We start from the raw sequence: 14921 nt of genomic DNA on the forward strand, positions 1-14921 counted from the left end.
GAAGTATTTATTCAAATCATATAGAATTGGGTAAAATTAATTAACCGTCCCCTCTTTACCTCTCTATATGTTACAATATTATCGGTGATTATTATGTGTTATGTATATATACTTCAGTGTAACGACAATACTTTGTATACTGGATGGACAAACAATTTAGAAAAAAGAATAGATACCCATTCAAAGGGAAAAGCTTCAAAGTATACAAGATGTAGGCTTCCAGTAAAACTTGTGTATTACGAAGAGTATGAAGACAAAATTTCAGCCCAAAAACGGGAATATGAAATAAAACAATTTAAACGATGTGACAAGCTAAAGCTTATTCAAAGTGGATCCAAAAAAGAAAAAAAGAATCCTACATTATGATGCTTAGGATTCCTCTTTTTTAATATATTTTATTAATTCTTCTTTTTTATTTAGTTCTGGCTTCTCTAAAACCAATTCTAATAATGTGTTTAAAGTTTTACCTATGTTCCTTCCATCCTTATATCCTAAGTCTATTAAATCCTTCCCATTAATAGCTAAATCCTTTAAAGTAAAACATTCTTTGTCTTTTAATATTTCTTCTAAAACTTTTTTTGCTTCTAATATACTTTCATATCTCTTTTTAAAAAACATAGGGTTTTGGGCTTTTATGTCCCCTTCTTTAACTTTTAATAAATCCCTAAAAAGTTCTAATCCTATTTTATTTAATAATTTTTTAATATTTCTTTTATTCTCTATTGGATAATGATGATATTTTATTAAAGAAGTAACTTTATCTATGGTTTTATTATCGTATTTTAACCTTCTTAAAATGCTTCCTGCCATTTCACTAGATATTTTTTCATGACCACAAAAATGATCTACACCTTTATTATCTGTAGTCTTACATTGAGATTTTCCTATATCATGTAAAAGCATAGTAAGTCTTAAATGTAATTTTTTATCTACATTTTCTATACTACAAATTAAATGTTCCTCTAAATTGTATATATGGTATTGATTATTTTGTACTATTCTCTTAGTAAAAGCATATTCTGGTAAAAAATTTTTTAAAAGACCATATTCCTCTAATTCTTTAATTTTATATGTATTGGAAGACAATAAAATTTTATTAAATTCTTCTCTGATTCTTTCTACAGATACATTTTTAATATTACTACTTAATTTTTTTATAGCCTCTTTTGTATTTTCTTCTATGTTAAAATCCAATTGGGCAGAAAATCTAACTCCTCTAATCATTCTTAGGGCATCTTCTGAAAATCTTTTTAAAGGATCCCCAACAGATTTAATAATTTTATTTTTTAAATCCTCTCTTCCGTTATAATAATCAGCTAATCCTTTCTTGTGATTATATGCCATAGCATTTACTGTAAAATCTCTACGGCTTAAATCTTCTTTTAAATTATTAGTAAATTCTACCTTTTCTGGATGTCTACCATCTAAGTAATTACCATCAATTCTATAGGTTGTTATTTCGTATCCAATAGAATTTATAATAAGGGTTACTGTTCCATATCTAATTCCAGTTTTCACTACATTGAAATCCAATGATTTAAATATTTTTATAACCTGCTCTCCTTTGGCATCTGTTGTAATATCCCAGTCATGTGGAATTCTATTTAAAAGGCTATCCCTAATACATCCTCCTACGGCATAAGCTTCATATCCATGTTCTTCTAAAATATCTATAATATATTTTACTTCCTTTGGCATGTTTATTTTTATATTTTTCTCCACCATATTAAAACTCCTTCGGTTTCAATGTTAATTCTACATAATAATATACCATTCTATTTTTATTATTTTTTATATTTCATTGGAAATATTTCTCATATATTAAAATATCTATAAAAGGCACCTTTTAAGGTGATAATATCATATTAACTTTACTAATAATATAAAATTTATAATTCTAAAGGCATTTCATATCGATTAACTTACTTCCTAAAACCTGATTTATACAAGAAATTCTTAAAGTTGTAGATAAATTTATTTCTTTTAATAATGCGATATTTATAACTGTTATAAATATCGCATTATTAAAATTAGAATTTATCGTCTTCGTGTTATACTCATAATTTTTCCAACATCTCATAACTCAATGTACGAAATACCTGACAATAATTTTGAAATCCATCATGTCCGATAATATAAACATTGGGCATATAGCCCATTCTTGTTTTTGAATACATAATGCGTTCTAATCCATTATCTACAGCTGTATGATTACTTAAAGCCACATCTACTTTTTTACACACTGCTTCTCTTATAAAATAATCCAATGACTTGAGATATTGTTTCACTTCATTCTTTGTCCATGGTGGTGTAGTACCTCCCCATAATGCTGCCATATGTATTTCTTCATCTTCTTTTACAGCAAATATGTAACTTAATCCTCCCGGAGTATGACCAGGAGTACCGTAAACATATATTGTTTTATCACCTAATGCTATGGTATCGCCATCCTGAATATAAGCATCAATTTTATAATCTTTCCACGTTTCCGGTCTATCAGGTTTTGTTGGATGTTCTCTCCAAAAAATATCATCTACTTTAGAAAGATATGTATCAACATGATATTTTTCAACAAACCATCTCCCACATCCTGTATGATCAACATGTCCATGTGTCAAAACCAGTTTTTTTATTGTATCAGGATTCCAACCTACATCTTTAATCGCATCTATTATTGCCTCAAAAGCTTTTTTTGCCGGCCAAATAGCGTCTATTACTATCAAGCCATCACTTGTCTTTAATACAAAACAATTTGTTTGTTTTTGTGCAACAATTAGCAAATCGTCAAAAATTTTAGCATGAATAAAAAATGACATATCCTCCATTTCTTTGATTGTTTCTTTCGTAATAACTGGTTTATTTAATCTATTCATTTAATATACACTCCTCTGTACAATATTAATTTTATAGTTGCACAGAGGATAGGCGATTCTTTGGATGCATACGTAAAAATATCTTCATGGCTTCACCCTCTTTACAGATTCCTATTTATCTTTTAATAATTATAACATATTTTATAAATATCCCATTATTTAAATTTCAAAAGACATTCTATTAAAAGATAAAACCCTATAGAATAGATTTTTTTAAATTGTTCATTCTATAGGATATATTTTATAATTATTTAGTTTTTATTTTTTGCACCGAATCTTCATAAATTGTTTGCTTTAATTTTTTTGCATAATCGGAGAATTCAACTTCTTTTGTTCCATAAGACAAGTTCATCTCATATTCAATAGGTATCCATGTTGATAAGTCTGCCTCATTATGTTGAATTAATGTCTCCATCTTATCCAATGCTTTATATAGTTTAGCTTCCAGCGTTTGTTGCTCATCCATTTCTTTAAACAAATTAGTTAATTCCTTCTTATATGGTTGTGGCAAACTATCAAGTAACTTATATACTGCATTACTTTCAACTATTTCATCAGATTCAGTCTTATAAAAAGCAGGTATATCCCCTGTAATAGCTTCTCCTAAATCATGACATATACACATTAAAATAACTTTATTTATATCCGCATTTGGATACTCATCCTTTACTAAATATGCCATTAAAGATAGCCTCCAACTATGCTCTGCTACACTTTCTTTACGTCCACTAGAAGTCCATGAATGACGTGTATTGTTTTTTAATTTTTCTGCAATAGACATAAATTCAATTAATTGTTTTGTATTCATTTTAATCCACCCCTTATTCACTTCACACTCTGTATTTTTTTATTTAAACTTTAATAAATCATTTAAAAAATTATTTATTAAATCTCTAGAGTATCTAGGGTTTGGACAATACTTTCCTGCTAATTCTCCTACTGTTTTTATTTTTCCTGACCAGCTACAAGATTTTACTACAAAATAACGCGGGTGAGGTTGTCCTATAGGATTAACACCACAATAAGCAGCTATATGATTAAAATGTGCTCTAACCCCATCTTCTGGAGTAGAAAAAGTTTCATGGTCCTCTTTTTTATCTCCCGTGGCATCTTTAATTTTAATTCCAGCAAAGTTATTCATATCCTCTGTAACCGCTCCACCGAATTTACCGAACCCAGTTTCCTTTGCAGATTGAGCATATAATATATCTGACCTTATACCTGTTAATTTACCATATTTAAAATATAAATCAGCATTGTTAATAAATTCTTCAGTAGCCCCTCTGCTTTTAGCCCAATTTTTCATAGTTTCTAAAGTAACCTTTGATTCTCCCAAAAGTGGAATTACTGGTACAGTTTCTTTTCCATCTAAAATATTATTTACTACTGTATCAGAAACCACACTTTTTCCACCTAATACCATTAAATCCTTAATCTTATTATGTATTAAATCTACTGAATCCATTACTAGAGGATCAACGGAATTTCCTACTAAAACTAAGAAAGAATTACTTAAAGCTGCTAGAGCGCTTCCTGACAAGGCATCTGGATAGTTTTCTCCTGAAGCTATATAAACCTTATCATAGTTAAATTCACTATTAAAATGATTTAATACTGATGCATTTGTAGCATATCTGCTTTTCCCTTCAAGTCTTATGTTATTTTTTAAATTTGAAGCTATTTTATTACTTACAACTCCGCTTCCACCAACTATATAACTTATACTATAAGCTTTATTCTTTAAAAATACTTTAACTTCTTGTGGTAAATCCTTCTTATCAGTAAGTAATATTGGCATTTCTTTTTGTGCAGCTACTGGTGCTATTGACAAGGCATCTGCAAAACCAAATCCATTTGTAATTATCACTCCATTAGAATCATCTAAATTTTTAGCTACTTGTACAGATGTTTCAAATCTATTTTGTCCATATATTCTAGTAGTTTTAATATTCATATTTGTTAATTTATCTTTGATATTCTCTGACACAACTCCAGTTCCCCCTACTATAAATACATTTTTTACATTAAGTCTTTTTAATTCATTTTCTGTATTTAAGTCTAAGTGGAATTTTCCAGTTAGTAAAATTGGTGCATTGTATTTTTTAGCTAAAGGCGCTGCACAAAGTGCATCAGCAAAATCCTCTCCGCTAGCTATTATTGCATAATCTGAACTTGTCCATCCTTCCCTTACTATTTTAGAGCCAGTTTCATATCTGTTGGTTCCCGATAATCTCTTTCCTAATTTTGCTGCATTAACTTGTGATTTAAATATGATTGTTACTCCTAATGTTAATGCAATAATAATACTTAAATTTCTTTTTTTCACAATAATCCTCCAATCTCTTAAATAATATCATAAAATGACAAAATCTAATATTATAATACATAATTTTAGAAAATAAAAAAAGACTTGATTTTTAGCTGATATTGAAATTCCTTATCATTTATGCTATTATTTAATATGATATTTATAATGTCTTTAAATTTATCAAAGCTATTTAAAATTCAAATTTATAAGATAGAGAGGCTATATACATATGAAATCTTCTAAAATTTCAAATCAAAAACAATCTATACAGGCAATGATTAAACTATATTGTAATAAAAATCACGGTACTAAAAAAACTTTGTGCTCTGAATGTACAGAGCTTTTAAATTATGCTATTATGCGGCTCGATAATTGTAGATATGGTGAGGACAAGCCTAATTGTGAGGACTGTACTACACATTGTTACAAAAAGGATATGAAAGAAAAAATAATTAAAGTAATGCGATTTTCCGGACCAAGAATTATATTTTATAATCCTAAAATAGCTATTAAACATTTGATAGCTAAAAAATTTACTTCAAAATGATTTTTAAATCACTTTGAAGTAAATTTTTTCTTTTTTATATTATGAAAAAACGCATTAAACTTTTAACACATATTGCTAAAATCTCAATGCTTTTCTCGTAATATTAATTAGCCTCTTTTAAGGGTTCTTTTTTTACTAAGTTTTTATTTTTCATAGTATATATTTCATCTGCTATAGCCACAGTGGACATTCTATGTGAAACTAATATTACAGTTTTATCCCTACATTCATTTTTAAGAGTTTTTATTATAACTTTCTCATTTAAACTATCTAAATTACTAGTTGGTTCATCTAGTAGGATCATATCTCCATTATGTAAAAATGCCCTAGCAAGTCCTAGCCGCTGCCTTTCTCCACCAGATAAGTTTTCACCAAGCTCTCCCACATTTGTTTTATATCCCTTAGGAAGGCTTTCTATAAATTCATTTATAGATGCTTTCTTACAAGCTTCTTTAATTTCATTCAAAGTTGCATCTTTTTTCCCTATTCTTATATTTTCCTCTATAGTATCATTAAATAAAAAGGTTTCTTGGGTTACAAAGCTTTGCATTCCTCTTAGAGAACTTGTCTTTATGTCTTTTATGTTCTCATTATTTATTTTTATATTTCCAGTTGTAGCATCCCAAAATCTCATAAATAATTTTAAAAGAGTACTTTTACCAGAACCACTTTCTCCTACTATTCCTACAATGTTTCCTTTTTTGAATTTAATATTTATATTTTCCAAAATAATATCTTTTGTATTATAAGAAAAACTTACATTTAAAGTTTCTATGTCTCCAGATTGTACATCACATCCATTATATACTTCTTTTACTGCAGGTTCTTCTTCTAATAAATTTAGTACCCTATCTCCCGATGCTAGGGTTTGTAGTAAGTTATTAGATAGATTACTTAATGCTATAACTGGACCAAAGGAACTCATTATAGCTACAGTGGCAATTATTACATCTTTAAATTCAATTATATTTTTACCTAAAAGATGCACTGCTGTAAATAACATAATGGCTGTAAAAATTAATACTGCAACATCTGTAAGGGATGTTATTATTCCCTCATGTTTTTTTATTCCTTCTATTTTTTCATTTACGCTATTCCCTTGCTTATCTATATTATTAAGCCTATCTTGTCCTAAATTAAACATAATAATCTCTTTCATTCCTTTTAAGGAATCTAACATATAACTATTCATTCTTCCAATAGAATTTCTATAATCTAAGCCTACTTCAATTGCAAATTTAGATGAAAAATAAGGTATTATAAACCCTATGGTAAAATACGCTAAAATAGCAATTACCCCAAGAATAAAGTGTATCCTTCCTATATATATAGTCATTATTAAAGAAGTTACAAACCCTATAGTTATAGGTGCTATGGTATGAGCATAAAAAACCTCTAATAATTCTATATCGCTGGTTATTATAGATATAAGCTCCCCTTTTTGTTTTCCTTCAAGCTTTGCTGGAGATAACTCTCTTAACTTTTTAAATATTTTATCTCTAAAAATAGCTAGAACTTTAAAAGCTACATAATGTCCTGAGTATTGCTCTATATATCTTAAAAAACCTCTAGATACTGCTAAAGCTCCTATTATAATGAATATTTTTTTAAGATCCAGTCCCATATTTAAACCAACAATCTCACCTATTCCAATACCTGCATAAATAGTCATAAAAATTGAAGCCAAAAATCCTATAATACCCATGGTTATAGTTACAAACATTACAAAAGCTAAGGGCTTAGCAAATCCTATAAGACTTGCCATTATAACAATACCTTTTCTTCTACGCACAATAATCAGCTCCTAACTTTTCTAATTCATTTTGTTCTTCAACTAATGTAAAATATATTCCTTTCTTATTCATAAGTTCTTTATGATTTCCACATTCCTTAATTTCTCCTTGAGATAATACATATATACAATCTGCATTCTTCACATTATAAAGCCTGTGTGAAATTAAAAGTATGGTCTTTTCTTTTCCAATTTCATATATAACATCCATAATTTCATTTTCACTCTCCACATCAATATTAGATGTAGCTTCATCAAATATATAAATCTCACTATCATATAGCAGTGCTCTTGCAAGTGCAAGCCTTTGTCTTTGACCTCCTGACAGATTGGCTCCTCCTTCCTTTATCTCTGATTTAAGTTTATTATCTAAAGACATAACAAAGTCATATAAATTTACCTTTCGTAGAGCTTCGTACATCTCTTCTATAGAGGCACTTTCTCTTCCCATTTTTAAATTTTCTTCAATGGTTCCTGTAAATATATAACTATTATGTGTAACTATATTTATTTTTCTTTTAAGTTGTTCTTCATCAATTTCTCTTAATTCATTTCCATTTATCAATATCTTCCCTTGATAGTTTTTATTAAATCCCATTATTAAGCTAGATATAGTGCTTTTACCGCAGCCAGAAGGTCCTACCAGTGCTGTTATTTTACCACTATTTATATTTAAATTTATACTATTTAAAATTTTTCTATCTTCTTCATAGGAAAAGTTCACATTTTTGAATTCCACAGATAAACTATTAAAATCTTTAATTTCTTTTGTTTTATATTGCTCTAAAGGTGTATCTATTATGTTAAATATCTTTTGTGATGCTGATATTCCATTCATAGCTACATGGAAAAAAGAACCTAAAAGTCTTAATGGTATAAAAAATTCTGAGGAAAGCAGTATAATAGTAAAAGCACCTGCCATACTTATTCTACCCTGTGCTAATTCTTTTAAAGTTAGTATCATACCTATAGCACTTCCCCCAAAAGCAATTAAATCCATAACACTTATAGAATTTAACTGCATGGATAAAACTTTCATAGTTATTTTTCTAAAGTTTTCTGCCTCTTCATTCATTTTTGTATTTCTATCTTCATCCATATTATATATTTTTAATGTAGTAAGCCCTTGAAGATTTTCTAAAAATGTATCTCCTAGGTTAACATAAATACCCCAGTACTTAGCAAATATTTTTTTAGCAATTTTCATTATTAAGGCAATGGAAATTGGTATTAAAGGCACACATATTAATAAAATTAAAACTACCTTTATGCTAATAAAGCCCAGCGTAACAAATAAAGTTAAAGGTGCTAAAACACTATAAAAAAATTGTGGTAAATATCTACCAAAATATATTTCCAACTGTTCTACTCCATCAATAGCAACCTGTATAGTTTCTGATGTTGAAACTTTTTCATTATAATTTATACCTAGATTAATCAACTTTTCATATATTGTATTTCTAAGGGTTATCCTTGCATTTTGAGAGCATTTAGACGAGAATTTTACGGACATATAGTTACAAATAGCTCTAATTAATATGCTTATTATAAATATGCCTAATGTTATAAGACCTTTTCTAGAATCTACTCCATATAAATATGTGAATTCTAGATAATTTGCTATAAACATTATATTTATTATATTAAACAATAAACTAATCCACTTCATTAACACTGTTAGAAAAATCCATACTTTTGAATCTCCAACTAAATTTATTAGTCTCCTATTTATCATTTTTATTTATTTCTCCTTTAACTATTAATCTGTTTTTTCCATTGTCAGTACAAGTCACTATAGTCATACTCCTTTTTGTTTTATCTTGATTTAGCACGCTTACTTTAGTAGGATCAACAACAAATTTTTCTTTTATATTATAGTTAAATTCTTCTTTTATTGTTTTTATTTTAATTTCATCTCCAATTTTTACTTTGTGAAGATTATTTAAAATTTCGCTATACATACTACTACTATGTCCTGCTATACAAAAGTTTCCCAATTGACCTGGTAAAGCTGTCTCTTTAAAGTGCCCTATATAATATCTTAGCTTTTCCATTTCTGTCCCCTCCACAATTACAGATTTTAAACCTATAGAAGGGATTTCTATTATTGCCATAGCTCCATGTAAATTAATTATTTCATTTTCATTATTATCTTTAACATCCGTTTTTTTAGGTGTTTCCTTTTTATTCTCTAACTTTAACTCATTAGTTAAATGATTCATTAAAGCTTTTTCTTTACTCTTAGAATACATTTTTAAACCAAAAGATGTTAAAGTTACTATAATTCCTATTAGAATAAGCAAAGTTGCTATAATTTTTTTCATATACTACTCCTTTCAACCTAAAAGAACTTATGATATATCTTTATTACAATTACAAATTTTTTTAGGAATGAAAATAAGTTTTTCTCCAAACTGATTTTTTAGTATATTCATCTCTACATTGTATACTTTTTTTATCAAGTTAATGTCTAAAATATCTTCAGGTTTTCCTACAGCTTGAACTTCTCCATTTTTTAGTACCAATATATTTTTGCTATATTTTGCAGCTTGGTTTAAATCATGAAGAACCATTATAACTGTTAGATTTAAATTTTCATTTAATTCTTTAACTAAATCTAATATTTCTATTTGATTATTTATATCCAAATATGTTGTAGGCTCATCTAATAATAATACTTTTGGTTTTTGAGCCAATGCCATTGCTATCCAAGCCCTTTGTCTTTCTCCTCCAGATATATTAGAGATTTTTTTATTTTCTATATGTTTAAGATTAGTTTTTTCTATAGCCCAATCAATTATATTCTCGTCTTCTTTGTTTAGGGTTTCAAACCACCCTTTATGGGGAATTCGACCAAAAGCAATTAGTTTTCTTATGGTCATATCCTTAGGTGCACTATTATGCTGTGAAAGACATGCCATTTCCTTGGCAATATCTTTTTCTTTCATTTCCCAAAGCAGTTTTTTATCTAAATAAACTGTTCCATCAATAGGCTTTAACAATCTTCCTATAGATTTTAAAACTGTGGATTTTCCTGAACCATTAGGACCTATTATAGTTATTATATCTCCCTTTTTAACATGAAGATTAAAATCTTTTACTATAATTTTATTATCATAACCTACCTTAAAATTATCCACTTTAAGCATTGTCCTTTCGCCTCCTTAGTAAGAATAAGAAAAATGGTCCGCCTATCATAGACATTAATACCCCTACTGGTAATTCTATTGGTCTTGCTATATATCGTGCTAAGGTATCTGCTAAAAGTAATATTGTTCCTCCCAAAATCGCACTCAATGGGACCAAAGTCTTATAATCATATCCTAATATAAGCCTACATATATGTGGTACTATAAGACCTATAAATCCTATAATCCCAACAGCTGACGTACTTATTCCTGCTAAAAATACTGCCACTACAGATATTAATATTCTTGTTCTATTTACATTTACACCTAAATTAGTAGCGACATCATCTCCAAGTGCTAATATATTAGCTCCTCTTATGCAAAAAAATGATAACAGAATTCCTATAATACAATAGGGTAAAAAATAACCAACTTCTCTCCAACCCCTATATGCAATACTTCCATTTACCCATAGTAAGACTCCTTGAATTTTTTCTGTATTCAATATAGCCAATAATGAAGTTGCTCCTAAAAACATTGCATTCACAGCCACTCCAGATAAAATTACTCTCATAGGTTTTATACCATTATCCCAAGATAAAAAGAATACTATAGTACATGCCAATATAGATCCTAAAAAAGCTATAAGAGGCAGTGCCTTATACATTTGTGGAAAATATAGCATTATCAAAATAGCTGCTAAGCTTCCTCCAGAAGATACTCCTGTTATTCCTGGGTCTGCTAGTGGGTTTTTCATAACAGATTGTAATAAAGCCCCTGATATAGAAAGTCCTGCTCCTACAAATACTGCAAGAATTATTCTAGGTAACCTCATGTCCATTATTATACTTTCATTTATTTTACTTCCTTTTCCTAAAAAAACATCTATTATATCTCCAATCGGTAAATTTACACTACCCATTCCAATTGTTATAACTATTAAACTTATTAATAATAAAAAAGAGAGTAATATAATAATTATCTTATTTATTTCTTTCATATTTTTCATATCATTAATCATTTCCTTACTTTATTTATATAAATAATCTTTCATCATTTTTAATGACTCTACTTGTTTTATGTCTCCTGTAACTCCAAAATATTTAGGATCTAAGTCATATACTTTATTTTCTCTTATTGCCTTGAAATTTTTCCACTGAGGATTATTTTTAAATTCATCATCTACTTGCTTTTTTGCTTCATCTATATATCCATGATACATTCTAAGAATTACATCAGGATCTTCCTTTAATGCAGTTTCTAATGAAAAAGGTACATATTGACCTTTAAATTTAATTTTAGATGCAATATTTTCTGCTCCTAATTTTGTAATAAGGCTTCCTACAAAAGAATTTTCACTAGCTAGCATAAAGTGCCCTGGTGCTCCAAATAAAATCATAACTTTTACTTTTTTATTAGTATCAACCTCTTTTAAAATTTGTCTTTCACTTTCTTCAATTTCTTTAACAAGCTTTATTCCATTTTCTTCTTTTCCAAACTTCTTAGATAACTCTTTTATAGTATCTTTTACAGAATCATAGGAATCTAAATTAGCATAAATGGTTTCCATTCCACTTTCTTTAAGTTTATCTCCTATCATCTCTTGTAATGCACCAGAGGTTATGTATACATCTGGTGTTAAAGTTTTAATTTTCTCTAAATCCGGGCTCATTGGAAGACCTATTTCTGGAAGGTCTTTTATTTTATCTGATATTTCATATTGAGTGCTTGCTCTTCCTATCATTTTAATATCTAGTTTTGAAAGCATTTCAGCTATTGCAACGCTTCCACCTATTATTCTTGCATCTTCGCTTTTTTTATTTGAAGGGTTTTCTTTTTGATTTACACTACTACCTCTATCACAGGAAGTTAGCATTACACCCATTAAAACAGTTATTATTAAAGTTAAAATTTTCTTCATACCTAATTTCCTCCTATTCCTGTTCTGGAGTAAAACTTAGTTCAGATAGAATTAAAATTCCATCTGAACTTTAGTTTAATTAAATTTTGTTTTTATTATTTATTTGATTTCTTCTTTAATAATAATCCTGCTATAGCTGTTAACTGTCCCAATGCTAATATTCCGCTCTGTGTAATTGGTGAACCTGTTTTAGGTAACTTCTCTTCTTTTTGTTCCTTTTTTTGCTCCTGTTTTACTTCTTGACTTTGATTATTATTATCAGTTAAATTTTGCTTCTTTACATCGTTTTTTCCTTTAACATCATCCTTTTCTTTTACATTGGTTTTCTCTTTAACACTTTTATTTTCTTGAGGTTTTTCTAAAGTCTTATTACCTTCCGGTTTTTTTACTTCTTGCACTTTAGCTTTCTTTTCTACGTCAGATTTTTTTTCTACAGTAGGTTTTTTCATCACGTTTTCTTGTTTTTTTTCTACAGTAGGTTTTTTAGCTATAGTTTTGTTATCTAACTGTTTAATATCATTTTGTATAGCTACTCTAAAAGCTACACCTACATTTCCCATAGGTTCTACATTCATACGAACTTTAATATTAGCTTTTATATCTGGCACTTTAAATGTAATTGTAGCATTTTCCCCTGATGGTATAGTTTTATAACTTACTTCTGCTCCATTTACTGAAATCTTGATGTTTTTCATCCAATTAATTTTAGAAAAATTTAATGTCATATATGTTTGTCCATTCTCAACTTTTAAAAAAGCATTTTTACTAATATATTGACCTGCCATTGATAATTCTTCAGAGTTTTCTTTTAATATCTGAACACTTACATCATACTTTCCATCCTTTAATTTATCATTTTGGGCAAGTATAATAGGACTGTTTGAATTAGTTGTTCCTATATTTTGAGCAAATACTTGAGTTGATGCCATTCCCCCCACTAAAACTGAAACTATAAGTACTTTTAAAAAATTTCTTTTCATATATTTTCTCTCCTTTTTTATTTATTATCATTTTTCTTTTTTTAATTTAAATCCTAAGCCTGATAACATCATTCCCAAAGTTGCCATTAATCCCATTCCTATTGGAGATCCTGTTTGAGGCAATTTATTACCTTCTGTTTCTATACTTGTTTTATCTTCCCTTACTTCAGGTTTATTTGTGATGCCTTTAGTTTCTATATTTTTATCTGATTTATTTTTTTGTGTTTTATCTAAAGTCGAAGTATTATCTTCGTTTCTCTTAATTACATCTGTTTTATTTTCTACTTGTTCCTCTTTTTTATCGTTATCTACATTTCCATTTTCATATTTTTTTAATAGTTTAAAAGTATCTTTTTCTGGTTGAAATACCCCTTTAACCCTTTTATTTCCTATTGGTATTATACTCATGTTAATATCTATTTTTGAATCCAAGTTAGGTACTTCAAATTTAATTTTACTAATATTTTCATCGCCATCTGTTTTTTCAGTAACAATTCCATACTTTATAAACTTTCCATCAATTGCTATTGATATGTCTTTTATGTTCTCTTTCCAATCATTTTCTCTTCCTTTTAAAGGTATGATTATATGTTTTTTATTATTTTTCACTTCATAATTTATATTTTTACTTAAATGCTGTGCCACAATTGAATCTCTATCTTCATTTTCTTCTAGGAATTTACCCTTTAAAGAATATAATCCATTTTCACTTATATCTATATTAGGTTTAGTAAAATCTACTCTTATCATATTTTTAGTTTTAGATGTACTAGATTTTCCTGTAAACTTCATTGAATTTTTATCTGGAGATATTCTAAAAGATACTTTTGCATTCCCCATTGGTTCTACATTCATAGAAAATTTTATTTTTGAATCTAAATCTTTCACTTCAAATTTAATTTTACTAGTTTTTTCTCCATCAGAATTCGTTATTTCATCTATGATACTGTGTTTTACGCTTCTACCATCGACTTCTACATCTATATTTTTTAACCAGTTACTTTTATCAATAGTTACTACTATATATTTTTTATTATCATTTATTTCATAGTCCACTACATCTTTTACATATTGACCAGCCATGGATGGAGTATTATCTTTATCTCTTAATATTTTTACGTCTACTCTATACACTCCATTTTGGGAATTACTTGTTCCACTAGAAGTACTTGAAGATGAACCTCTTTTTCTTGGTTTCTCTTCTGGTTTTACATCAGGTTTTTCTGTTGGCTTTTCTTCTGGTTTCTCCACGGGCTTTTCCTCTGATTTTATTGAATTTGAATTTACTATTCTAAATCCTACCTTAGTATTTCCCATTGGTATTATGTTCATATTTAACAAAACCTCTGAATTTTCACCATTTACTTCAAAA

Annotated in this window: 14 protein-coding genes; 2 read left to right on the forward strand and 12 right to left on the reverse strand. The window is 28.2% G+C overall.

Annotated features, from left to right (window positions below; genetic code table 11):
* The first annotated feature begins 93 nt into the window (after window positions 1-93).
* Complete coding sequence (locus B5D21_RS07775) at window positions 94-366, forward strand: GIY-YIG nuclease family protein (RefSeq protein ID WP_035109944.1); 273 nt, start codon at window positions 94-96, stop codon at window positions 364-366.
* 3 nt (window positions 367-369) lie between these two features.
* On the opposite strand, the gene B5D21_RS07780 is transcribed toward B5D21_RS07775, so the two are convergent.
* From B5D21_RS07780 to B5D21_RS07795, 4 genes are all read right to left on the reverse strand, one after another.
* Complete coding sequence (locus B5D21_RS07780) at window positions 370-1725, reverse strand: CCA tRNA nucleotidyltransferase (protein ID WP_011099436.1); 1356 nt, start codon at window positions 1723-1725, stop codon at window positions 370-372.
* Window positions 1726-2057: 332 nt separating this feature from the next.
* Window positions 2058-2873 (reverse strand): MBL fold metallo-hydrolase, encoded by an 816-nt coding sequence (locus B5D21_RS07785; protein ID WP_011099435.1) that lies wholly within the window; start codon window positions 2871-2873, stop codon window positions 2058-2060.
* A gap of 247 nt (window positions 2874-3120) precedes the next feature.
* Complete coding sequence (locus B5D21_RS07790) at window positions 3121-3681, reverse strand: HD domain-containing protein (RefSeq protein WP_035109946.1); 561 nt, start codon at window positions 3679-3681, stop codon at window positions 3121-3123.
* 39 nt (window positions 3682-3720) lie between these two features.
* A complete protein-coding gene (locus tag B5D21_RS07795) occupies window positions 3721-5199 on the reverse strand; it encodes a cell wall-binding repeat-containing protein (RefSeq protein WP_011099433.1) in 1479 nt (492 codons plus the stop codon).
* A gap of 211 nt (window positions 5200-5410) precedes the next feature.
* Here B5D21_RS07795 and B5D21_RS07800 point away from each other — a divergent pair, with 211 nt between their 5' ends.
* The gene (locus B5D21_RS07800) at window positions 5411-5728 is read left to right on the forward strand and encodes a nitrous oxide-stimulated promoter family protein (protein ID WP_035109948.1); all 318 of its coding nucleotides are present in this window, start codon (window positions 5411-5413) and stop codon (window positions 5726-5728) included.
* A 103-nt stretch (window positions 5729-5831) separates the two neighbouring features.
* On the opposite strand, the gene B5D21_RS07805 is transcribed toward B5D21_RS07800, so the two are convergent.
* The 8 genes from B5D21_RS07805 to B5D21_RS07840 all read right to left on the reverse strand — a co-directional run.
* A complete protein-coding gene (locus tag B5D21_RS07805) occupies window positions 5832-7520 on the reverse strand; it encodes an amino acid ABC transporter ATP-binding/permease protein (protein WP_011099432.1) in 1689 nt (562 codons plus the stop codon).
* Window positions 7513-9255 carry an ABC transporter ATP-binding protein/permease gene (locus tag B5D21_RS07810; protein ID WP_011099431.1) on the reverse strand — a complete coding sequence of 581 codons (1743 nt, stop codon included), beginning with the start codon at window positions 9253-9255 and terminating at the stop codon, window positions 7513-7515. The genes B5D21_RS07805 and B5D21_RS07810 overlap by 8 nt, the downstream gene beginning before the upstream one ends.
* Window positions 9245-9844 (reverse strand): class D sortase, encoded by a 600-nt coding sequence (locus B5D21_RS07815; RefSeq protein WP_011099430.1) that lies wholly within the window; start codon window positions 9842-9844, stop codon window positions 9245-9247. The genes B5D21_RS07810 and B5D21_RS07815 overlap by 11 nt, the downstream gene beginning before the upstream one ends.
* Window positions 9845-9871: 27 nt before the next feature.
* Window positions 9872-10669 (reverse strand): ABC transporter ATP-binding protein, encoded by a 798-nt coding sequence (locus tag B5D21_RS07820; RefSeq protein ID WP_011099429.1) that lies wholly within the window; start codon window positions 10667-10669, stop codon window positions 9872-9874.
* Window positions 10662-11669 (reverse strand): FecCD family ABC transporter permease, encoded by a 1008-nt coding sequence (locus tag B5D21_RS07825; RefSeq protein ID WP_011099428.1) that lies wholly within the window; start codon window positions 11667-11669, stop codon window positions 10662-10664. Before B5D21_RS07825 ends, B5D21_RS07820 begins: the two co-directional genes overlap by 8 nt.
* 9 nt (window positions 11670-11678) lie before the next feature.
* Window positions 11679-12569: a heme ABC transporter substrate-binding protein IsdE gene (isdE, locus tag B5D21_RS07830; protein ID WP_035127927.1), complete on the reverse strand. Its 891-nt coding sequence runs from the start codon at window positions 12567-12569 to the stop codon at window positions 11679-11681.
* Between the two features lie 95 nt (window positions 12570-12664).
* Window positions 12665-13549, reverse strand: a complete 885-nt coding sequence (locus B5D21_RS07835; protein WP_011099426.1) for an NEAT domain-containing protein — start codon at window positions 13547-13549, stop codon at window positions 12665-12667.
* 27 nt (window positions 13550-13576) lie between these two features.
* A partial coding sequence (locus B5D21_RS07840) for an NEAT domain-containing protein (RefSeq protein ID WP_207651116.1) occupies window positions 13577-14921 on the reverse strand: 1345 nt, incomplete at its 5' end.

It is taken from the genome of Clostridium tetani (genome assembly GCF_900167265.1).
In the GTDB taxonomy this organism is placed as follows: Bacteria; Bacillota; Clostridia; order Clostridiales; family Clostridiaceae; genus Clostridium_G; species Clostridium_G tetani.